Below are 21,024 nucleotides of genomic sequence, written 5' to 3' on the forward strand. Positions count from 1 at the left end.
TGCTCATCTTTTCCCGCTTTGCTTCACGTTCCGGATCACGATTTCTTCTCGCCATAATAAAACCTCCTGATCAGTGCTCTCTATTTTGCACCTTTCAGGAGGTTTACACAATTTGTGGGATGGTCTCATTGGCCATTGTAGTTATTGGCAACTGCCAGCAAGGCCTTTTATATGCCCCGCTCACAACTGCGTCTACGTTCTTTTCAAACTCGGCTTGTATTTGAGACTGGATATTTGCCGGCAATGCCTGATAAAATATTTGTCTTCCGTTTTTTACTCTTAAGAAATTCATAAAGCTCAATAGCATTTTCTTCTGCGCTGTCTTCAAAAGATAGATTAAGGTCATTGCCGCCATGCATATCTTCATGATCCGAAAAACGTACCTTATAAACCTTATCCTCGTCAATTAGGTCTCCATACTCATCGATGTTATGCGTGTGAGTCATTGATAAGTACTGACTGTTAGATAACCTGCTCTCCTCTTCGTCAATGACTGCAAACCCCTGTGATTCCGCTATCTCCTCAAAGAGTTTCATCTTGTCAGCAATATATTCATTGACAGCATTATTCATTATTTTCCATGCTTCATCTATGATACTTTCTTCATTGGGGTCGCATTGTTTACGGCTTTCAAAGCTGATTCGCGGGTCACATACATATCTGCGAGCATCATCTGTTTTGATCCATTCGTCTACCGGCATATCTCCAGCCAGCTCTTCGATATCATCAAGCCATTCTATATATTCCCTGAGCTTTAATTCATCCGACAAAAGCAAATCATGCTCTGCCTGAATTTCTTCCATCAAAATTGAATCATAAATCTCGCTGATCAAAGCCCACCCGTTCATCCTTACATCAACGCCATAATCTTTTTTGTCTATCTGTTTAGCCTTTTCAATGACATTATCAAGATAACCGGCATCTGCTTCTCCTCTCGCCTGAGAATACATTCCCATGGATTCGTTGTCGTTCTGCGTGAAGGATATAGGGAGCATTTCAGCGACGTCCTCCGGAGTGATCGTCTCCGTGCTTGTGCGCTTCTCGTTCCACATCCTGGCCATAGGTATGTACATCCGGCCCACATCCTGTCCATAGGTATGTACATCCGACTGGCAGCCCAGGCAGTATTGGCCGCGATCTCAGGAACACAGATGAAGAATAATTTTTTTCCTCGTATTCGATAATTTCAAACCATTTGCCGTGTATATCATTTTTCCCCAATCCTTTGTCAGGGTAAAACCAGTTGTCCTTTATGACACCACATTCTTCAATTTCCTGTCTACGAGGATAATTCCTGCTCCCCCACCACTCTGTGTATCGAACTTTGGCCCTGCGCTCTGTCTGTGCTATTTTTTCTGGAAGTCTCCAGTCTTCTATATCCGATTCAGTGATCTCACTTGCGTCTACAGAATAGAAAGAGGTTTCATTAAAATAACCTGACGTGTGGTGCCATGACGACTCATACAAGGCCAGATCCATCAGCGCTTCAAGAGGCATCTTCTCAATGACGGACAGCGATACATTTAACTCAACCTCTTCTTCTTCTAGCTGTCGTTTGATTTCCTCAATGATTTCCCTTTTTGTCCACTTTGATTTCGGTTTTTCCCCAGATTCGTATGCCTCAACGGCATTGTTACTCATAGAAAACCCGTAATATCCTGCCATATTTTTCATCCTCCTTGAAATTATCATTAAACCCCTCAAAAAAAATGTCGAGGTACCAGATAAGGATTAAATGGAATATAAAAAAATTATGATTTTCGATGGAAACTGTAAAGGGGCAGAGGGCTACTTCTCTGCCCCTTTGAAGTACTTAAATATCGTATTCGTAGCCAGTGGCGACAGGCTTTCTCCTATCCGCACTGTTGATAGTCTCTTCTGTCAGCAACCGCTGAATGTGGTGGTTAAATTTGTCATAGGCTTCAGGATGATAAGTTTTCAAAATATCAAGGTAACTGTTGATATAACCAATGTGTCTATTAATTATTTCTGCGTTTTTAAAAAAGTCGATCAAAATATCTGCATGACCCTTAAAAAACAATATATTAAGGGCTGTGACACCACGGGAGTATCTTTTGGTAAGGTCATATCCCTTACTCAATAATACTTTAATGATTCTTTGGTTACCTTTATGAGCGGCCAAATACAACAGCTTATACCTATTTTTATATGGAATATATTCATCTGCACCGATTCCAAGGAGATATCCAGTCAACTTTTCCCTGCTGTTTTCGATTGCTAAATGCAGCGGGGTCTTACCTTCCTTATCTTTGATACTAGGATCTGCGCCGTTTTGTACGAGCAGTTTCGCAAGTTTGCACTGACCGCTTTCTGCCGCCATATGCAGCGGAGTCATGCCAACCCAATTTTTCTTTTTTAAATTTGCTTTCGCATCGACAAGCAATTTCGCTATAGCAAGATTCCTGTTTTTTACAGCCGCATGCAGTGGTGTGTTTCCTTCTAAACCACCCAGTTTGTTCACTTTGGCTCCTTTCTCTAAAAGCACTTTCGTTATAGCTTTCTTGTTTAAATCAACGGCTATGAATAGTGGTGTACAGTTAAATCCTGATGCAATCTCTATTTTTGCTCGGTTCTTTACAAGCAGTTTAACTATCGCCTTATTATTGTTACAAACTGCGGTGAGCAACGGGTTATAACAATAGTAGTCCTTGATATCCGCTTTGGCTTTAGATTTTAGCAACAGTTTTACCATACGGACATCGTTATTCTTTACAGCAAGATGTAAAGGGGTATCACGATCAATTCTATCTTGTGTATTTAAATCGGCTCCGTTTTTTATTAACTGTTTAGCTATCTTTATGTTTCGCATTTTTACTGCAACATAAAGCGCTGTGCAGCCTGTCTGACTCTGTAGATTAACATCAGCACCAGCATCAAGAATCTGTTTCACAAAAGCTCCGTTTCCAGTCTCCACGGCATAGAATAATGATGGCTCACCTATACAGTTAGTGGTGTTTACTTGAAAGCCTGCTTTAATGATCATCTTAACTACTCTCTCCATTAGTCTTGAAGGAGAAATATCCTTAGAAACTGCACAATGAAGCAAAGAGGTTCCATATTCGTTGCCATAGGCGTTAACATCTGCGCCTTTCTCAATGAGATCTTTTATTTCTTCTACATCGCTCTCTTGTACCGTTTTCTCCTCACGAATCTTAAAAATCTTATCTGCCAGTTCTTCGCTTACGTTTTTCTTAGTCATAGTAGATTCCTCCACAGATTTAATTTTAGGTTCTGTTGCCATTAAGTTGAATATTTTTCATAGCATGTCAATATTTAAGTTACTTTCGTCGGTATAATTTGATATATTTTAAATAAGCTTTTATATTATTTTTATTCATCATCTCTTCACTTTTTATTATACAAAATTTAAAAACAATTAAACAAGTCCTATTAACAAATCAACTAGAATAATATTTTTAAAATCACTTTAAATAAACATATATATCATTCAATAGACTTTTAATGCATCATAGTCATATTATATAGAATTTTAAAACTGCTAAACAAGTACCCTCTATATTATTTTTTATTTATTTATTCATTTCTGTTGATTTATCTATCCAATGTCATTGTATTAAAAAATATTGCTAAACAACAAGAAATATAGCGGTTTTCAAATTCAGTTATAAATTATAAATATTCAGGCTTTTACTTTGTTTTATACTGCTATATTGCCACAAAAGCATCAAGATAAAACTATAAAACTCATACAGACAATAATAGGGATATGTCACTGAGCACCTTGCATAAGCCAGTCGTCAAGTTCATCCGCTCTGTAAAAGATCTTTCCACCTCTGCGATAATATGGCGGTGGAGTTTCTGTACCTCTTTTTGTGATTATTTTTCCCAACCGCCTCCAGCCCCTTAGTGTCCATACGCTTAATGACAAATGTTCTGCTGCCTTTTTCTCATCAAGCCATATCAATTTCTTTGCGTTTTCGTCTTTTTTTAGGTTCATTATTATTCCCCCAATTGTCTCCAAGAGCCATTCAGTACTTTTCAACATCTAGTATACGAAAACGAATATTGTTAAACAACAAAAAAACTCAAGAAAAACATGATTTTCATACAAAATACGTATTTTTACTGAGGCTTTTTTGTGAAGTTATGATTTTTGGAGTGTCAGTATGATGTGAGGTGAGTAAAATATGAGTAAAATAAAAAACGGCCCGTAGGTGAAAACCTACGAACCGTTGATATCTCTGGAGCGGAAGACGGGATTCGGACCCGCGACCCCAACCTTGGCAAGGTTGTGCTCTACCACTGAGCTACTTCCGCAATATGGTTTTGTAAGTTACTGGTGGCGGGACCCAGAATTGAACTGGGGACACACGGATTTTCAGTCCGTTGCTCTACCTACTGAGCTATCCCGCCATCTCAGTGGCGTTGAAAAAGTGGCGGAGCTGACGGGACTTGAACCCGCGACCTCCGGCGTGACAGGCCGGCGCTCTGACCAATTGAGCTACAGCTCCACTTTTTAGGTTGTATGGTGGGCGGAATAGGTTTCGAACCTACGACCCCCTGCGTGTAAGGCAGGTGCTCTCCCGCTGAGCTATCCGCCCGCACCGCGTAGTCGTACCGCATCTGCAACAACGTTAGCTATTATACCGATTTCGCCTGACATGTCAACAGGTTTGGGAATCATTTTCGCTTTCCGGTCACCTTCTGATGAAGAGTGCTTTTCCCCAGTCGGCTCCTAAACCGACCCAAATAACGGGTATCCCGGCCTCTTCCTCTATGAATTTTATAAACTCCTTCACCTGGATCGGAAGGTTCCTGAGGTCACTGCATCCCGAGAGATCTTCCCTCCATCCCTCAAATGTTCTGTATACGGGACGTGCGTTCCACATATCCCTGCCTGCCATGTCAGGGACATCTTTTTTTTCACCGCCGACATTATATGCGGTACAGACCTTAAGTTCATCTATACCCGTCAGGACATCGAGCTTAGTCAGGGCAAGGGCGTGAACTCCGTTTTCCTTTATCGCATATTTTAAGGCAGGTATGTCAAGCCAGCCCACCCGCCTCGGTTCCATCGAAACTCCGGAGAACTCCTTTCCCCTGTTCCTCATGAAGGCTGCGACAGCACTTGATTCTTCCGTTACAAAGGGGCCGCTGTCGTTTCTTGTAGAATATGCCTTGGCAACTCCTATTATCCTCATCGGCGAGTTCCACCTGAGGCCGGTACCGGCCAGTGCTGCCGCCGACAGGGAAGATATGGGCATTACGTATGGATAGGATCCTCTTTCAACATCATTTAGCGCTCCGTCGCATGCCTCGAAGAGGATGCCAAGGTTCTTTGAGACTGAGCTCGCGACTATCTCTTCAGGATCCCCAATGTATGGTATCAGCCACTCTCCGAGCCTGAGGCATTTTTTGTACAGCTCATCCGGATCAATGGGTTTTTCTCCGTAAATTTTAGTGAAGTATTCGTTCTTGACGGCGAGGACCTCTTTGATCTTGTCATGGAGGATATCCGGACGGAGAAGGTCGACAGCCCTTATTCCCATCCTCCTGTACTTGTCGGAACAGCAGTGTCCGAATCCCTGTTCCGTCATGGTCATGTTCCTGTCATGCCCGAAGATGCGGCCGTCGAGTACGTCAAGCTTCTTATGGTAGTCCAGGATGAGGTGACATGATTTGCTGATGGTCAGTCTGGCCTTAAGCACACCCGCTTCCTTGAGCATCGCTATTTCGTCCGAGACCTTTTCAAGGTCAAGCGTCACTCCACCGCATATAAGACAGTTTTTGCCGTCGTGGTGTATGCCGGTGGGGAGATAGCCGATCCTGTACTTTTCGCCGCAGGCCAGTATCGTCCGTCCGCCGTTTGATGAGCCCTGAAAACGGACGACCACGTCAGACCTGTTGGCGATGAAGTCAGCTATCCTGCCCTTGCCCTCATTGCCCCACTGCGTTCCTATGATCATGTTGGTCTCAGAACCTGTCATCATTCTTCTTCGTCCTTTTGAGCCTTTGAAAGTATTTCTGCCATTTCCGGCAGCGTGACCAGACGGACGGGAAGATCACGGTATTCCCGGTCCAGCCCTTCAAGAAAGAGGAGGGTAGCCGGCCTGAAATGACAGATCACGATCATGTCCCCTCTCTTGACCGCAGTTTTTACGATCTGGTCAAACCTCGCCCTGATCGAGTCCTTGTCCGGAGTCCCGTCGAGGAATCCCCTGTTTCTGAAAGCGGTGATCCCTGCTGCTTTGGCAGCCTCATAGGCAACGCTCTTTCCCGAAGTCCTGCTGTCCAGGAAACATAGATCCCTCTCTCTGAGGATGTCTATCACAGGGACCATTGTGTCCCAATCAGAAGTGGCAAGTGAACCTCTGTGGTTGTTTATGCCTATCGGGAAGGGGAGCGAGTCAAGTGCTTTGGACGTAACTTCCCTTATCATCTGTCGATCCATATTCTTTCCGACCAGATATTCTTTGGGGTCCTTGTCTATCTCCGCCTGCATAGGCAGGTGGAGGAGGTAGGGTATATCCGAGTCTTTTGCCACGGAAGCGGTTTCGGTCGCATACCTTGAGTAGGGAAGTATGGCCCATGTCATGGGCATGTCAAAAGATGCAATCTTTTTCGCCATGACAAGGTCGTTTCCTCCGTCATCGACCACTATTGCGAGTATGCCCCGCTTTTCGGGCTTTTCAGGTTTAGCTTTCTCTTCACGGACAGCCACATCTTCGCTTATGGCCCGGGGGACTTCTTTCTTTTCTTCCCTGATGACTGTCCCCGGTATTTCCTTAGAAACTTCCCGGTCCAGTGAAAACATCTCGGCGACTCTCGATCTCAGTTTTTCGGCAGCAACTGTGACCCTCTCTGCCCTGCTGACGACAGAGGGCGAAAATTTATCAGGATAAAGCAGACATGCCGCAAAGAGAAGCGCAAAAGAGAGGACTGCCAGCAATGCCAGTTTGAGCAGGCCTCTCATTAAGCTGTCTTTGCTTCTGTAGTGGCGACCCATTCGATCCACCTTTTCTATCTGGTGCTTTTTTTATGTGATGCAACTTCCTTACGGAGTAATGCCAGCCCTTTCTGGAGCTGCCTGTCATTTTGCTTTTCCTTCGTTATCTCCCCTTCGACCCTGACGTTGGGTTCCAGGCCCTTGTGGTCGATAACTAATCCTGAAGGAGTGGTGTAGCGCGCTATAGTTATGTATATGCCCGAATTGTCAGGCAGATTGAAGAGAGACTGCACCGATCCCTTGCCGAATGTCTTTGTCCCGACTATTGCCGCCCTTTTGTGGTCCTTGAGCGCTCCCGCGAGTATCTCTGCAGCGCTTGCACTTCCTTCGTTGACCAGTGCCACGACCGGCAGCTTTGTTGCCCTGCCTTCGGCTGCATAGAGGGTATCGTTCGCCTTGTCGAAACGTCCCTTCATCCCGACCACCACTCCTCCGTTAATAAACTGGGACGTGACGTCCACACATACGTTGAGAAGGCCTCCGGGATTGTTTCTGAGATCAAGCAAAATTCCAGCTGCCTTTTTTCTTTTTGCATACTTTATCATTGCTTCAAGCTCAATGTCGGTTTTCAGATTGAACTGGTTTATCTTTATGTATGCGATCCTGCCGCCGAGCATCTCGAGCCTGACGGTCTTTATTTTTATTATCTCCCTTATTATTTTGAACTCCAGCATCTTGTCTTGATTTTTTCGCCTTACTCCGATTTTGACAGGTTCACCAGCAGGGCCTCGCAGAAGTTTGACGACCTCATCACTTGTCATTCCTATGACGTTCTTTTCGTCGACCTTTACTATCTCATCAAGAGGCTTAAGGCCGACCCTGTCTGCTGGGGTATTCTCGATCGGCGCTATGACGATCGTCCTGCCGTCACGCGAAGTAATATATATTCCGAGCCCGCCGTATTCGCCCTCCATCTCAAGGTTCTCTTCCTCCAGTTCCTTGGGCTCGACAAAACGGGTGAACGGGTCGCCGACTGAACTTACGATCCCTTTCATAGCTCCGTAATACATTTTCGTGTCATCTATGGTACCTTTTTTATCCCCGTCGACCTGGTATGTTTCAAGGGCCAGCTTGGTCTGCTTGATTATCGCAAGCTGCTGTGGCGAGAACGGAAGACCTTTGGGCCAGTCGGCACTTATTGCCTGCGGAGTCATATATATTCCTGAGGCCACAAGAAGTCCCAATATGATGCCTAGGGCAATGTCCCTGTATTTTTTAAACATAAGACCACAAACCTTTCTTTTTGCTTTTCTTTATCCGTTACTGGAGATACCTCATCGGATTGACCGCGTCTCCGTTGACTCTGGTCTCGAAATGCAGGTGGTTGCCTGTTGCCACTCCTGTAGCCCCGACCCTGCCTATCATGCTGCCCCTGTTGACCTTTGCTCCCTCTGCACATTCTATCCTTGATAAGTGGGCGTATACGGTAGTGAGGTTCCCACCGTGGTCCAGGATCACTACATTCCCGTATCCGGACAGCCATCCGGTAAAGAGCACTTCTCCTGTATCCGCGGCCTTGACCGGGGTCCCGTTCGGCGCAGTGATATCAAGACCTGTGTGGGTAATTTTGGTTTTGAATATAGGGTGGATCCTTGTGCCGAATGTGCTGGATATAGTACCCTGGACCGGCCAGGCCAATCTTCCCCCGCGGTAGTATACTGTCTGGGGTTTTCCTGGATGCTTCTCCGCTGCAAGTTTTCTCTTCTCAGTGAGCAGACGCTTTATTGTCGCCTGAAGCTCCTTTGAGGCTCTCAGAAGTTCATTCTGCTGAGCCATGTAGAGGTCTTTGTCCTTACGCACCTTAACAAGGATGGCATTTCTCTCGTTTGCCGCGCCTTTGAGTTCCTTTGTCTGCGTCTTAAGCTCCTTGCCGTGAGATTCCAGGCTTATCTTTTGGATCTTTAACTGTTCCTGTGTTTCATTTAATTTCTGTTTTTGGAACTTAAGTTCATTTATCAGCTGCTGATCCTGCTCGGCTATCTTTCCGAGGAGATAAGAGTTTGCAAGCGCATCTTCCGCGCCCTGGGACGACAGCAGGAGGTTGAAATCAGTTATGCCCCCATACTTGTATATTGAGACTAGGCGATGTTTCAGGAGATCTTCCACCTCTGAGATCTTCTTGTTTTTGACCGATATTTCGTTCGAAAGATTCACGATATTCTGATGGACTTTTCTTATTTTAAGGGAGACAACGTTTACCTTCTGCTGGGTTATGGTTATCTTCTGGCTCAGCACCTCTATCTGCTGGGTGACCGTCTTTTCCTTTTTGGTAGTTTCTGTCAGTTTTTGCTTAGTGGAAGAGATCTGTCTTTGGATCCTCTGGTACTCTTCTTCCTGTTTCTTTATCTGCCTGTCAAGATCATCTGCCTTTTTTTCGGCTGCGTAAATCAGTCCGCCTGTAAAAAAGAGGAGGAGAGAGACAGTCATTATAAAAAAGATGATCAATGCGTTGGCGATACTTTTACAGTACGAATTCATTTTTGCCTCCCCACAGCAGGTTAAAGGGGCCTGGACGCTTTTCTTATGAATTTTTCCACGGCCATAAGGCTCGATATAAGGCTGACAGTTGCTCCGCAGCATACAAGCATAAATGCCAGTTTTCCCGTAAGCCTTGTAGATTCTATGAAAGGTATGAACGGAAGCATCTCCTTAAGTCTGGTCACGGCTGCATAGTATGTCCCGCCGAGCAGCAGGGAGGCAAAAAACGCTCCGGTAAGGCCAAGGATAAAACCCTGTATCACAAACGGCAGGGTAACATATGTGGAGGTGGCGCCTACCATCATCATTACACCTATTTCTTCCTCTCTCGAATAGACCGATATCCTTATTGTGTTAAAAAGGACCACTCCGCTTGCAGCGATGGCGACCAACAGCATTACGATCGAAAATTTTTCGACGAAACCTGATACCCTCGTAAGCTTTTCCGCAACACGGCCGGCATAAACGATATCTTCCACTTCGGGCACAGCGACCAGAATGCGTGCCGTCTCTGCTACTTCCGATGCTTTCCTTACCTTTATCTCAATGCTTTCGGGCAATGGGTTCTCGCCCAGCAGCATAACTGCCTTTGCCTGTTCTCCTATTCTGGAGCGGAGGCGCTCAAGCGCCATGTCCTTTGTGACCACCCTGGTCTCTTTGACATGAGGAAGAGCCTTCACAGCTTTTTCCACTGCATTTATATCCGCTTTTGGCTTCAGATAGGCCTGGATCGTCAGCTGATTTTCAAGCGAGCTGACGATATTCCTGACATTCAGCACAAAAAGGGTACTGGCTCCGATTATGAAAAATACGGACATAGCCGTGAATACTGTCAGCAGGCTCATGCCCCAATGACGGACAATAAGCCTCCATCCGTCCCTGCACGCATATCTAACAGCCGCCATGAAGTTCGTACCTCCCCTGCTCTTCGTCCCTGACTATCCTGCCCCTGTGTATTTCGATCACCCTGTGGCGGTACGTGTCGACGAGATATTGGTTGTGCGTCGCCATCATAACTGTCGTACCTGCCGCATTGATCCCGAGTATCAGCTGCATGATCTCATCAGCCGTATGAGTGTCAAGATTCCCTGTAGGTTCGTCAGCTATCAGGAGAGACGGCCCGTTGACGATCGCCCTCGCTATTGCAAGACGCTGCTGCTCTCCTCCCGAAAGCTGGGGAGGGTAAAGATTCCTTCTTCGCCATATACCAACAAGTTTCAGCACCTCGGAGACCCTCTCGTTGATCTCTCTCGGCGGGAGTCCCATCACTTCGAGAACGAAGGCGACGTTTTCGAATGCCGTAAGATTGGGAAGGAGAAGGAAGCTCTGGAAGACGACACCGATATCCCTCCTGAAAAGTGCCAGGTCAAACCGGTTGATCTTCCTAAGCAGGTTGCCCCCTACGCTTATCTGTCCTCTGGTGGGGACTACTTCGCGCGTAATACAACGCATGAGGGTCGTTTTACCTGACCCTGTCTCCCCTACAAGATATACAAACTCTCCCTTTTCCACCTGCAGATATATGTCTTCCAAAGCTATTATGTCCGGTTCGAAGATCTTTGTTACCCCGGAAAATTTTATTTCCATAAATTGACTACCTCCTGCGGAGCGCCCACGCCTGCGCAGCCGCGTTTACGATTTCTTTCCACGTCAGCCCGAAATATTCCCTCAGTTCTTCGGGAGCACCGCTGTGGACAAACCGGTCCTCTATCGCGACGAACTTGACCGGTACGGGGTATGTGCCCGAAAGGCACTCCGCAGTCGCGCTGCAGAGCCCTCCTATGTAGCTGTGCTCTTCAGCAACAACACAGCAGCCTGTTCTCCTCACCGATGCAAGAAGCGTCTGTTCAGGGAACGGTTTCAGACTGTAACAGTCGACTATTTCAATATCTATCCCCTGCTGGTCCAGTATGTCAGCGGCTTTAAGGGCCTGATGGCCCATTATCCCGCATGTGCATACTGTGACTGATGTTCCCTCACGCAAAAGCCTTGCCCCTCCCAGACTGAAGTCTCCGTCCCGGTCATGATCCAGCTGAGAGAGCGGGGTCTGGCCGAGTCTTATATATACGGGACCCTCTGCTTTGCGGGCCGCATCTGTTATACCTTTAACAGAATTGCTGTCAGAGGGCACTACCACACTCATGTTGGGCATCCCTCTCATAAGAGAGAGGTCCTCTGTCATGGTCCTCGAAGCGCCCTCCTCGCCGCATGAAAGACCGCCGTCAGCCACTGCTATCCTCACAGGCAGAAATGGTATGGCCAAAGACTCCCTGATCTGGGAATAACTCCTGCTGATCATTTTTGAGGAACGGCCCGCGATCCAGGGCCTCTTTCCGCTGAGGGCTATGCCGGCGGCATTGAGTATCATGTTTGGGTCCGACGGCGATGATACGAATATTTTGTCCTCGGGAAGATCGTTCAGCAGACCCAGGTCGATACCCATATCCTGGACGACAAGGGCAAAATCTTCATCCCCGGCATAAGATGCCAGATGTTCACAAAAAACATCCCACGTACAGGATCTTGTTCTGTCATCCATTTGTCTTGCCCTCCAGTTCTTCCAAAGCTCTGTCCATCGCTTCCATGCTCATTATAATTTTTGTTTTTGCGGCATCTTCGCCGGCAAAGGACAGTCCTCTGCCATTACTGACTTTCGCATAGACAGCCGCTGGTTTTCCCCTCTCGCAGCCTGCCTCTGCAAAGACTTTTTCCATCGATGCGAAGTCATTGCCGTCTGCGTCGAAAATGTCCCATCCGCATTTTTTGAGTGGATCCCTGCTCTCCCGGGGTGATCCGGAACAGCCTGATCCCCTTTTATCTTTGCAGACAGCGATGACCGTTATATTGTCAAGGCCGCATTTCGCACACATCTCAGCTTCAAGCATGAAATCAGGCCCCAGACACTCCTTTTCTTCCAAAAAACAGAAGACCCTGGATCTCAGCCCCTCTTTGCGGAGCGAGTACGCGAGTCCGGAAGCGATCGACAATTCTGTGCCGGATGTTACAAGCGGAGCATCTACACCCGGGGTCCTTCTGAAATCAGGCAGCGCCTGCAGCATGGAGCCAAGCCTCATGTAGTGCCATAGCTGTTCGCGCTCGTAATATCCCCGTCTTGCAAGGACCGCATAAAGTGCCGGAACTCCATCTTCCATGCCCAGGACGAACCTGTCCCTGTCGCCCCTTGCAGGACTCCCGGCAAGCAGGAGCATCTCTTCCCAGTAAAGATAGACAAGGATATCGGATATCAGAAGCGGCAGTTCTATCGGACCGGATCTGGCCAGTCCTGCCATCCTCACTATGTCTTTCCTTACTTCGGCGGCTATCTTTTCAAGTTCATTTATCCTTGTTCTCTCCATAGCTCTCTCCCAAAACGGCAGCAAGTCCCTCTCTGAATGATGTTGCCACTTTGTCTGCTGTCTCTTCCAGTATACATGCTTCAGGCGGCGACGAAAACTCTGCGCCGGCGGAACCGGTCATAGGTATCTCCCATTCTTTGCAGAACGAAACCACTTTGGGATCATAGGGCGCACCGCGCAGTGGGAGCCCGGCCAGAAGCGCCAGGACCAGGAAATGCAGCCTCATGCCGATCGCACAGCAACTTCTGCTGAGGATATCTTCGAATTGGGACAGTGATCTCACAACAGTAATTTGATCCAATTTTAAAGTGCCGTTGCATGCATATTTTTCGAACTCTTTAATATCTTCATCTGCAAAAGCAACTGCGGATATGCTCAGGCCTTTTTGCTCTGCAGCCTTTACAGCTGAGCTTACGGCTGACCTGGACACTTTCTCATATCCCGTGCGGAGGTTGAGCAGAAGTCTGTCGCCTCTTTCAAAATCCCTCTTTACCTTGAGTGACATAACAAGGTCCGGAGACTGTGTGCCGAAAAATCCCCAGTTGTTCAGCATCCCCAGGGAACTTCTGTTCCTTACGTTTCTGTAGAGGCACTTTCCAAATGCTTTTTTTGCAAAATAGGGACCCATCGCCGTGTTAAACGGTCCCAATGAGTGTCCGACGGCCCAGCTCTTTACAGAACAGATCCGGGCTATCTGGACCAGAGACCAGTAATAAAAGCAGGATCTGAGGCTCGTCTGGTCCTGGAACAGGCCTCCGCCGCCCAAAAGCATGGTGTTGGAATCCTTCATCGCACTGCGGATCTCGTTCAGCTTCCATCTGTCATAAGAAGCTGTCCCAAGTGTTTTTTTGGTCCCGTCGGGATCCGCGGAGAGCACAGCGATCCTCTCCCTTGGGATCCCGTTTTTTTCAAGGAGCTTTACACAGGCATCCACAAGGAGTTCGTCACCGAGGTTCCCGAAGCCGTAGTATCCGGCCAGCAGGACATCGTATTTGCGGGTCAATTCGGTATATCTCCGGACAGTTTTTTATGCAGCGGTATCATCACATAATTTAATATTGCCACTGCGGTTCCCCCCAGCAGGATACCCAGCCACCATCCGTTGAGGGTCCTGATGATGCTCAGCGAAAGCAGTGTGTGGAAGTGGCAGAAAGTGTTTACGGCCGAACTGAAAGCGAGCACCGAAACGATCCTGACGGCTTCACGGTAGCCAGGCATGTAACCTTTTCTCACTACATACCAGTAGAGCGCAAGTGCCGGATAGCCTATCAGGAACTCCTTGGTACGCGGCCTGACAAGGAGTGCCCTTTCCATGAACTCCCTGAAGGCCACTTCCCATGCAGGCACATTGGAGACATTATCGCTCCTCAGTGCCATTATCAGCATCGCAAGCATCATTATGCCGATCAGGAAGAGTTCTCCCCATATCGCGGGCCTGCCTATTATCTCAGGCAGGGATTCGGGGTGCACCTTACGCCTCAGGTCATGGACAAGGACGAGCAGAGGAGGCAGAAGAAGTGTCAGCTTCACGCCGGAAAACGGTGTAAGCCTCAGCGCCGCCATTGTCGTTCCGTAGAAAGCCGCGATAGCCAAACCTCCGGCTGTTACTATGAAAAGTCCTTTTACAGCTCCGAGCAGGGGTCTTTTGTGGCTCTCAAGTGCAGAAAGAGCCGCCTCAGCAGCGGCAGCGGCACCGCAGAGACCTCCGCATATACGGGCCATGACAGGGAATTTAAAGATACCCGCAGACACGAGCAAAGAGGCAAAGATCAAAAAAGAAAGGGTCCTGATGCTTACATTTCCCTCCCCCCCCGTATTCAGGCGCACCATGTAGAACCAGCTGCAGAAGACCAGGACTATGCCGCATGCCAGTGCTCCCGGCATGCTCTCTGCCCATACGTTCAGGTTTGAGGGCCAGCCGAAATCGTAACCGCGGGCCTTTATTGACTCTCCGGTGAACTCCAGGTCTTCCCTGAAAATTTCCATTCTGTTTCCCATGTTCAGATCATAAGGCCTGACCATGATAAGCCTCACCGAACGCTCGTGGATGGCCCTGACAAAACGCTCGGCGATCTGGAGCCTTGATATGCTCCTGGATATGACTTCATCCCGTGTGAGGCTGTGAAGCGGGATCACCATAGGGTACATCATCTTTGCAAACCCTGCAGATCCGACCTGCTTGACAAACTCCGTCTGTGAAAAGGTGATGCCCTTGCGCTTCATTACATCAGCCAGCGGCTTGTAGTCAGGATAGCCGGCCATTATCATGCCGGATGCCGTAACATTTTTTATGTCAGTATACATCGAGGTGAGATGATCAAAGGCTGCTGCAGTGGCTGAGCCGTCAGAGACCGGACAGGGACCCGGCCTGAAGAGCACGGGGATGTTGTTTTCACGGCAAAAATCAAGCCCGTAAAAATCGGGTAAAAAAGATGAAACTTTGAAGTCGGATGTGCTGCCCGGAAGTATGATCGCCGCTTCCTCAGCTCTGTATGTAATTTCAGCAGCGGGCATCTTCAGTTTGATGTAACGGTAGAGAGGCTCTAAGTATTTTGAAGATCTTTCCGTCAGGATCACTGCCCTGTCAGGAAGAATTTTTCCTGAACTGAGCCCGAACTGCTCCGCAGTCCCGTACTTGAGAGGAAGCGGGCTCATCAGCAATATCTCTTCACCGGTGAATTCAGGGACAGACAGCCCGATCACACCAAGCCCGTTTATTTCTTTCCATATCGTGTCAGCAGACCTGTCAGACTGTACCGCAAGCGTCATCAGGTCTCTGAACTCCATCACAAAAGCAACTGTCTTGTTCGACTGCTCCTCCCTAACTCTGGGGATCATCCCCAGAGTGGCCAGGAGCATTGACGCAGCCATTGCTGCGATGACTATATTCCGTGCCTTCAGATCGAACATTGACTTATCCTCCATTGCTCGGCGAGAGGCCATCCCAGGTCCCCGAACATTCTGCTCAGCCTTTGGACAGGAAGGCCTACAACATTAAAATAACAGCCCTCGATACTTTCAACGAGCAGCATACCCTTGCCCTGTATAGCGTATGCTCCTGCTTTGTCAAAACTCTCTCCGCTTTCGACGTATGAAGAGATCTCCTTATCGTCCAGCGCCCTGAAGCGCACATAGGTCTTTTCCGCTTCCACAAGTCTGCGTCCGTCCGGTGCGAAGAGCGCGACACCCGTGACCACGGCATGTATCTTTCCCTGCAGTTTTTGGATCATGCACAGGGCATCATCGCGTCCCGACGGTTTGCCCAATATCTCACCCGCCGACGTAACGACTGTGTCAGCGCCTATGACCCAGCTGTCCGGGCAACCGCCATGAACAGAAAGCGCCTTTTCATAAGCGAGCCGGCAGACCATTTCTTCGGGACTTTCTTTCGGCATTTGCGATTCTTCCGTATCAGGCACCATTACCTTTATGTTCCAGCCGAGCTCCCTGAGGAGCATTTGCCTCCTGGGGCTTCCGGAAGCCAGTATTATATCCATAGTCACCTTGAGGCGATGATGCCTGCAATAGCTCCTATAAGTGTGCCCAGGTTCATTTTGAGGGCGAAGTGGAAACCGAAGCGCAGCATTATCAGGTCTACCTGTCTGACATCGACTGAAAAATCGATGACGTTCGCAAACAGCGCAGCAGAAGCGTTAAAACGCTGAAGAAAGATCCCCAGCCAGGTACCCAGTATGAGAAACAGAAGCATTATTCCCCATCTAAGGCCGCCCGATCTTACAAGAGCCATCACCACACCCCCAAAAAAGAAATAATTACGGACAATGATCCAAGAGCAAGGCAATATATGCCGAAAAACCACCATTTTGAGGCTATGACAAGTTTTTTCAGGACAAACAGCGACACCAGACCGCTTGCAAACGCAGCCGCCGCCCCTATGTACCATCCCTGCGGAAGGGACGCATGAAAGGCATCGAGCCCCCCGACCTCTTTTGCCTGCAGAAGAGTCGCGCCAAGTATCGCAGGTATCGAAAGCAGGAACGAGAATCTGAAAACTTCTTCCCTGCTGATGCCTGCAGCGGTGCCTGCCATCATGGTCATTCCCGAACGTGAGACTCCAGGCATTACAGCAATGCCCTGGGCCAAACCCACCATCAATCCGTCAAAGGGCGACACCCTGCCAAACCCTTTTCTTATGAAACGGCTTGAGATCAGGACCAGACCGGTAAACACCAGCCCGAGGCCAACCATCAGAGAGTTCATCATCGCTTCCTCAGCAAAATCCTTTATGGCCATGCCTATTGCGCCCGTTACAATGGTGCCGATAAAGACGGCCCAGCCGACATGCCACCCGGTCCGGCCCCTCTTATCTTTGTAAAAGAGCCCCGAGACCCATTCACCAAGCAGTTTAATGATATCATTAAAAAAGAAGAGTATGGTCGCCGCCATTGTCGCGCCATGGAGGACCAGGTCGTAAGAGAGCGGAGGCATCTCAAGCCCCAGGAATATCTGGGCAAGAGCAAGATGTCCGGAGCTACTTACCGGGAGAAATTCCGTGAGGCCCTGGACCAGGCCCAAAAATACCAATCTGTAGTCCATACGGAGATACACCTCTTTGATTAGATAACTTCAAAAATTCATTAAAACCGTAAATAAGGGCATACAACTACACTCTCATACCTGCCGGGACTTATATGATCATGCCCCGCGGCTGTGCATGCTTTCAATGTCGAAGACGACCATGGCTATGTTGTGCGCGTGATCGCCCACACGTTCAAGGTTGCTTAGGATATCAATAAAGATCACACCGGCATCAGGACTGCAGCCCCCGGCATTGAGCCTGGCGATGTGCCTTGCCCGGAGCGTCTTCTCCATGTAATCTATCCTGTCTTCGAGATCAAGCACTTCCTGGGCGATCTTAGGATTTTCATCCTCCAAAGCCTGTACGCTTTTTGCGACAGCCGAGATAACGAGATCGAACATCTCCTTGCACTCTTCGAGAGCCTTGGGGGAGAACTTAAGCTTATGGTCCTGAAGGAACTGATACATTTCGACAAGGTTGGTGGCGTGGTCACCGATCCTTTCGATGTCTCCCACACCGCTGATGCATGAGTTCAGTATCATCGAAAGGTCGGGCGACAGACCAGCCTGACCAACTTCAGTTCCATACCTTACGATGTCGTGAGTTATCTCATTCACGTTTCTTTCCATCCTGTCGATCTCAGCCACAAGCTTTTCGTTGTCAGTAAGGAACATCGTTCTGCAGGACTCGATCATCCTGAGCGAGGATATGCCGAGACGTATCATCTCTTTGCGTACGGCATCCACCGCCGCAGCCCTCGAAGCCGTAATAAGCGTCGGATTGAGGAACATGGCGCCGAGCACCTTATCATTTTTATCATCAGGGATAAACTTTCTGATAAATGTAGCATACTGTGTAACAAAAGGAAGGAACATCAATGCGATTATCACGTTGAAGATGGTATGTGCGTTTGCTACCTGACGCGAAATATCGGTGGCAGTATGCTCTATCAGTGAGGTGTAGAAAGGCAGCATAGTCATTATTACCATTGTACCAAGCACTTTGATCATGACATGGGCCGCCGCTGCCTGCTTCGCGGACCTGTTGGCGCCGAGGGAGGCAAGAACGGCCGTAATTGTTGTGCCTATGTTGTCTCCAAGTATAATGGCTATCGCTGTCTGAAGAGGTACTACCCCCTGCGCAGCTATCGCCATGGTAAGACCGACTGTTGCTGAACTTGACTGAACAAGCAGTGTGATGGCGAGGCCTGAGAGGAAGGCAAGGAAGAGGTGGTCTCCAAAAATAGTGACCATCTCCGGTCTTTGCTTGAGGAATGACAGAGGTTCCTGCATCATCTCCATACCTATAAAGAGGAGACCGAACCCCACAAGCCCCACTCCGATCTGTTTATGCCTTTTCTTCTGGCAGAGGATGCAAAGCGCAGCTCCTATCATCGCACAGACATACGCCACATCGGTGATCTTGAATGCCATCAGCTGAGCGGTCACTGTGGTACCGATATTTGCCCCGAGGATGACCCCTATTGCCTGTACAAGCGTCATAAAACCAACGTCTACAAAGCTTACCACCATTACCGTCGTTGCGCTGCTGCTTTGAAGTATGCTTGTAACTGCCGTTCCGAGAAGCAGTCCCTTAAGCGGAGTCCCAGTGAGTGATCCTATAAGTTTCCTAAGCCTGTCGCCCGCAATTATCTGGAGCGATTCTCCCATGATTATTATTCCGTAGATCAGGATCCCTACCCCTGCAAAGATCTGCAGCAATGAAGTAAATGACATCATATCTCTCCTCGGATTTCAGCGGCAGGTCAAACCCGTCTGACTCTGTTATTCAACATAAGTTATAAGCGGTACTATTACCGGATAGTTGCGGGATACCTTTCCAAACACATCCCTGATCCTCTTCCGTATTTCTGCCGGCAGCATCTCGGGCTTCGCTCCCGGTGTTCTTGCAAACTGTTCCAGTCCAAGCTTTACGGCATTCTCAAGTTCTCTGAAGGTGCTCCCGTCCTCTGTGGAGAAGACGCTTCCCCTCGTTTGTATCTGTATGGGAGCCGTCGTACGGAATTTAGAGTCAAGCGTTACCGAAACCGCCACGATCCCATTTTCAGAGAGTTCCCTTCTCTCCCTGAGAATGCTGCCTTCAAATTCTCCGAGCGCTATGCCGTCGACCAGCACAGCGCCTGACTGTACCCTGCCGTCAACAGAAGCGCTTGTTCTGTTCTTGAACCTGAGCACGTCGCCGTTTTGCATAACAAATATATTCTTAGGCGCCACTCCCATGTCACGTGCCAGCTGCGCATGGCGCGCAAGATGCCTGTACTCTCCGTGCACGGGGACGAAAAACCTCGGCTTAAGCATGCTCAGCATTATCGTGAGCTCATCACGCGCAGCGTGCCCCGACACATGGATCTTATCCGCGCGTTCATATATTACCTCGCATCCGCATGCAAAGAGTCTGTTGACCGTGTGGCTGACCAGTTTTTCATTTCCCGGGATGGGTGTAGCGGATATTATGACAAGGTCTTTGGGGCCCAGCCTGACCATCCTGTGGATCCCCCTGCTCATCAGGACAAGTCCCGAGAAAGGCTCTCCCTGACTTCCTGTTGTGAGCACCACCAACCTGTTTTCAGGCATGTGGTCTGCCTCCTGCGAGGAGATGATAAGTCCTTCCGGAACATCGATATAGCCAAGGTCCATTGCAAGTTCGACGTTATTGATCATGCTCCTGCCTACAAGGACCACCTTGCGGTTGAACCTTCCGGCGGCGCTGAATACCTGCTGGGCGCGGTGAAGGTTGCTGGCGAATGTTGCTATCACTATCCGCCTGTCCTTATAGAGGCGGAAAAGACGCTCAAATGTCTGTCCCACTGTCTTCTCAGACGGGGTGATCCCCTCTTTTTCGATGTTGGTAGAGTCGGAGAGCATCAGAAGGACCCCTTCTTTGCCGAGAGAGGCGAAAGAGCTGTAATCTGTTCCGATGCCGTCTATGGGCGTAGGGTCAAGCTTGAAATCTCCGGTGTGGACTATCATCCCCATCGGTGTGTGGATGGAGAGAGCAAGTGAATCGGGTATCGAGTGGCATACGGGTATGAACTCAACTGAAAAAGCGCCGGCCTCTATTATGTCGCCCGGGCATATCTCCCTGTACTTAGGCCTGTAGTTTGTCCTCGCGTCCTGCATCTTATTCTCTATAAGGCCGGCTGTAAGCCTGGAACAGTAAAGCGGCGCATCAAGCCTCGGCAGGATGAACGGAAGTGCTCCGATGTGGTCTTCGTGCCCGTGGGTTATGAAGATACCCATAATTTTCTCTTTGTTCTCTGTAAGATACTGCACATCCGGGATAACGAAATCTATACCTAGCATGTCCTCCTCAGGAAATTTGAGGCCGCAGTCCACTACTATGATGTCGTCATTGTATCTGAAAACTGTAAGGTTCTTACCGATCTCCCCGAGTCCTCCGAGCGGGATAACGCTAAGCTCACCTCTTCCGCTGACATTCTTATTTGGTCTTTTGGTTCTTTTTTTATCAATGGGCATATAAAAACAACTCCCCCTCAGCTTACAATCGTACCACTTAATAGGACTTCGGGCTATAGGGCTTTAAATATTCTAAACACTTCAGATCGGAAGGAGAAGACCATCGACATAATACTTCGCAGCGGTACGCATCTTCACGGTGCGCATCATACAGGTGCGCATCTT

Annotated in this window: 19 protein-coding genes and 4 tRNA genes; all 23 read right to left on the reverse strand. The window is 48.5% G+C overall.

Annotation, left to right across the window (positions count from 1 at the left end; all coding sequences use genetic code 11):
* Positions 1–203: 203 nt before the first annotated feature.
* On the reverse strand, positions 204–1,073 hold the full coding sequence (locus OLM33_02440; protein ID MCW1712536.1) for a hypothetical protein: 870 nt from the start codon (positions 1,071–1,073) through the stop codon (positions 204–206).
* Complete coding sequence (locus OLM33_02445) at positions 997–1,665, reverse strand: hypothetical protein (protein ID MCW1712537.1); 669 nt, start codon at positions 1,663–1,665, stop codon at positions 997–999. Before OLM33_02445 ends, OLM33_02440 begins: the two co-directional genes overlap by 77 nt.
* Positions 1,666–1,813: 148 nt before the next feature.
* Positions 1,814–3,220 (reverse strand): ankyrin repeat domain-containing protein, encoded by a 1,407-nt coding sequence (locus tag OLM33_02450; GenBank protein ID MCW1712538.1) that lies wholly within the window; start codon positions 3,218–3,220, stop codon positions 1,814–1,816.
* A 531-nt stretch (positions 3,221–3,751) separates the two neighbouring features.
* Positions 3,752–4,027: a helix-turn-helix domain-containing protein gene (locus OLM33_02455; GenBank protein MCW1712539.1), complete on the reverse strand. Its 276-nt coding sequence runs from the start codon at positions 4,025–4,027 to the stop codon at positions 3,752–3,754.
* 197 nt (positions 4,028–4,224) lie between these two features.
* Positions 4,225–4,299 (reverse strand) — tRNA-Gly (locus tag OLM33_02460).
* A 20-nt stretch (positions 4,300–4,319) separates the two neighbouring features.
* Positions 4,320–4,395: transfer RNA gene (locus OLM33_02465), tRNA-Phe, on the reverse strand.
* Positions 4,396–4,416: 21 nt separating this feature from the next.
* Positions 4,417–4,493: transfer RNA gene (locus OLM33_02470), tRNA-Asp, on the reverse strand.
* 15 nt (positions 4,494–4,508) lie between these two features.
* Positions 4,509–4,583: transfer RNA gene (locus OLM33_02475), tRNA-Val, on the reverse strand.
* Between the two features lie 96 nt (positions 4,584–4,679).
* Positions 4,680–5,972 (reverse strand): adenylosuccinate synthase, encoded by a 1,293-nt coding sequence (locus OLM33_02480; GenBank protein ID MCW1712540.1) that lies wholly within the window; start codon positions 5,970–5,972, stop codon positions 4,680–4,682.
* A complete protein-coding gene (locus OLM33_02485) occupies positions 5,969–6,988 on the reverse strand; it encodes a divergent polysaccharide deacetylase family protein (GenBank protein ID MCW1712541.1) in 1,020 nt (339 codons plus the stop codon). Before OLM33_02485 ends, OLM33_02480 begins: the two co-directional genes overlap by 4 nt.
* Positions 6,989–7,002: 14 nt before the next feature.
* Entirely contained in the window at positions 7,003–8,211 is a 1,209-nt protein-coding gene (locus OLM33_02490; GenBank protein MCW1712542.1) for a S41 family peptidase, read from the reverse strand.
* 37 nt (positions 8,212–8,248) lie between these two features.
* Positions 8,249–9,466, reverse strand: coding sequence for a peptidoglycan DD-metalloendopeptidase family protein (locus tag OLM33_02495; protein ID MCW1712543.1), 1,218 nt, complete (start codon positions 9,464–9,466; stop codon positions 8,249–8,251).
* Positions 9,467–9,486: 20 nt separating this feature from the next.
* Positions 9,487–10,371 carry a permease-like cell division protein FtsX gene (locus OLM33_02500; protein MCW1712544.1) on the reverse strand — a complete coding sequence of 295 codons (885 nt, stop codon included), beginning with the start codon at positions 10,369–10,371 and terminating at the stop codon, positions 9,487–9,489.
* The gene (locus OLM33_02505; protein ID MCW1712545.1) at positions 10,358–11,053 is read right to left on the reverse strand and encodes an ATP-binding cassette domain-containing protein; all 696 of its coding nucleotides are present in this window, start codon (positions 11,051–11,053) and stop codon (positions 10,358–10,360) included. Before OLM33_02505 ends, OLM33_02500 begins: the two co-directional genes overlap by 14 nt.
* A gap of 7 nt (positions 11,054–11,060) precedes the next feature.
* Positions 11,061–12,005 (reverse strand): transketolase, encoded by a 945-nt coding sequence (locus OLM33_02510; GenBank protein ID MCW1712546.1) that lies wholly within the window; start codon positions 12,003–12,005, stop codon positions 11,061–11,063.
* Positions 11,998–12,822 carry a transketolase gene (locus OLM33_02515; GenBank protein ID MCW1712547.1) on the reverse strand — a complete coding sequence of 275 codons (825 nt, stop codon included), beginning with the start codon at positions 12,820–12,822 and terminating at the stop codon, positions 11,998–12,000. The genes OLM33_02510 and OLM33_02515 overlap by 8 nt, the downstream gene beginning before the upstream one ends.
* Entirely contained in the window at positions 12,800–13,825 is a 1,026-nt protein-coding gene (locus tag OLM33_02520; GenBank protein MCW1712548.1) for a polysaccharide pyruvyl transferase family protein, read from the reverse strand. The genes OLM33_02515 and OLM33_02520 overlap by 23 nt, the downstream gene beginning before the upstream one ends.
* Positions 13,822–15,732 carry a DUF5693 family protein gene (locus OLM33_02525; GenBank protein ID MCW1712549.1) on the reverse strand — a complete coding sequence of 637 codons (1,911 nt, stop codon included), beginning with the start codon at positions 15,730–15,732 and terminating at the stop codon, positions 13,822–13,824. Before OLM33_02525 ends, OLM33_02520 begins: the two co-directional genes overlap by 4 nt.
* Positions 15,720–16,319, reverse strand: a complete 600-nt coding sequence (locus OLM33_02530; protein MCW1712550.1) for a Maf family protein — start codon at positions 16,317–16,319, stop codon at positions 15,720–15,722. The genes OLM33_02525 and OLM33_02530 overlap by 13 nt, the downstream gene beginning before the upstream one ends.
* 2 nt (positions 16,320–16,321) lie before the next feature.
* Positions 16,322–16,570 carry a hypothetical protein gene (locus tag OLM33_02535; GenBank protein ID MCW1712551.1) on the reverse strand — a complete coding sequence of 83 codons (249 nt, stop codon included), beginning with the start codon at positions 16,568–16,570 and terminating at the stop codon, positions 16,322–16,324.
* A complete protein-coding gene (locus OLM33_02540; GenBank protein MCW1712552.1) occupies positions 16,570–17,379 on the reverse strand; it encodes an undecaprenyl-diphosphate phosphatase in 810 nt (269 codons plus the stop codon). Before OLM33_02540 ends, OLM33_02535 begins: the two co-directional genes overlap by 1 nt.
* Before the next feature lie 99 nt (positions 17,380–17,478).
* Positions 17,479–19,098 carry a Na/Pi cotransporter family protein gene (locus tag OLM33_02545; GenBank protein MCW1712553.1) on the reverse strand — a complete coding sequence of 540 codons (1,620 nt, stop codon included), beginning with the start codon at positions 19,096–19,098 and terminating at the stop codon, positions 17,479–17,481.
* A 48-nt stretch (positions 19,099–19,146) separates the two neighbouring features.
* Entirely contained in the window at positions 19,147–20,859 is a 1,713-nt protein-coding gene (locus OLM33_02550; protein ID MCW1712554.1) for a ribonuclease J, read from the reverse strand.
* Positions 20,860–21,024: the final 165 nt, after the last annotated feature.

Source organism: Synergistaceae bacterium DZ-S4, from assembly GCA_025943965.1.
Lineage (GTDB): Bacteria > Synergistota > Synergistia > Synergistales > Synergistaceae > Caenicola > Caenicola nitritireducens.

Excerpts from the sequence above, each read along its gene's own strand:
- OLM33_02440 (MCW1712536.1), bottom strand. The coding sequence starts at position 1,073 with ATGTACATACCTATGGCCAGGATGTGGAACGAGAAGCGCACAAGCACG.
- OLM33_02445 (MCW1712537.1), bottom strand. The coding sequence starts at position 1,665 with ATGGCAGGATATTACGGGTTTTCTATGAGTAACAATGCCGTTGAGGCA.
- OLM33_02450 (MCW1712538.1), bottom strand. The coding sequence starts at position 3,220 with ATGACTAAGAAAAACGTAAGCGAAGAACTGGCAGATAAGATTTTTAAG.
- OLM33_02455 (MCW1712539.1), bottom strand. The coding sequence starts at position 4,027 with ATGTTGAAAAGTACTGAATGGCTCTTGGAGACAATTGGGGGAATAATA.
- OLM33_02480 (MCW1712540.1), bottom strand. The coding sequence starts at position 5,972 with ATGATGACAGGTTCTGAGACCAACATGATCATAGGAACGCAGTGGGGC.
- OLM33_02485 (MCW1712541.1), bottom strand. The coding sequence starts at position 6,988 with ATGGGTCGCCACTACAGAAGCAAAGACAGCTTAATGAGAGGCCTGCTC.
- OLM33_02490 (MCW1712542.1), bottom strand. The coding sequence starts at position 8,211 with ATGTTTAAAAAATACAGGGACATTGCCCTAGGCATCATATTGGGACTT.
- OLM33_02495 (MCW1712543.1), bottom strand. The coding sequence starts at position 9,466 with ATGAATTCGTACTGTAAAAGTATCGCCAACGCATTGATCATCTTTTTT.
- OLM33_02500 (MCW1712544.1), bottom strand. The coding sequence starts at position 10,371 with ATGGCGGCTGTTAGATATGCGTGCAGGGACGGATGGAGGCTTATTGTC.
- OLM33_02505 (MCW1712545.1), bottom strand. The coding sequence starts at position 11,053 with ATGGAAATAAAATTTTCCGGGGTAACAAAGATCTTCGAACCGGACATA.
- OLM33_02510 (MCW1712546.1), bottom strand. The coding sequence starts at position 12,005 with ATGGATGACAGAACAAGATCCTGTACGTGGGATGTTTTTTGTGAACAT.
- OLM33_02515 (MCW1712547.1), bottom strand. The coding sequence starts at position 12,822 with ATGGAGAGAACAAGGATAAATGAACTTGAAAAGATAGCCGCCGAAGTA.
- OLM33_02525 (MCW1712549.1), bottom strand. The coding sequence starts at position 15,732 with ATGTTCGATCTGAAGGCACGGAATATAGTCATCGCAGCAATGGCTGCG.
- OLM33_02530 (MCW1712550.1), bottom strand. The coding sequence starts at position 16,319 with ATGGATATAATACTGGCTTCCGGAAGCCCCAGGAGGCAAATGCTCCTC.
- OLM33_02535 (MCW1712551.1), bottom strand. The coding sequence starts at position 16,570 with ATGGCTCTTGTAAGATCGGGCGGCCTTAGATGGGGAATAATGCTTCTG.
- OLM33_02540 (MCW1712552.1), bottom strand. The coding sequence starts at position 17,379 with ATGGACTACAGATTGGTATTTTTGGGCCTGGTCCAGGGCCTCACGGAA.
- OLM33_02545 (MCW1712553.1), bottom strand. The coding sequence starts at position 19,098 with ATGTCATTTACTTCATTGCTGCAGATCTTTGCAGGGGTAGGGATCCTG.
- OLM33_02550 (MCW1712554.1), bottom strand. The coding sequence starts at position 20,859 with ATGCCCATTGATAAAAAAAGAACCAAAAGACCAAATAAGAATGTCAGC.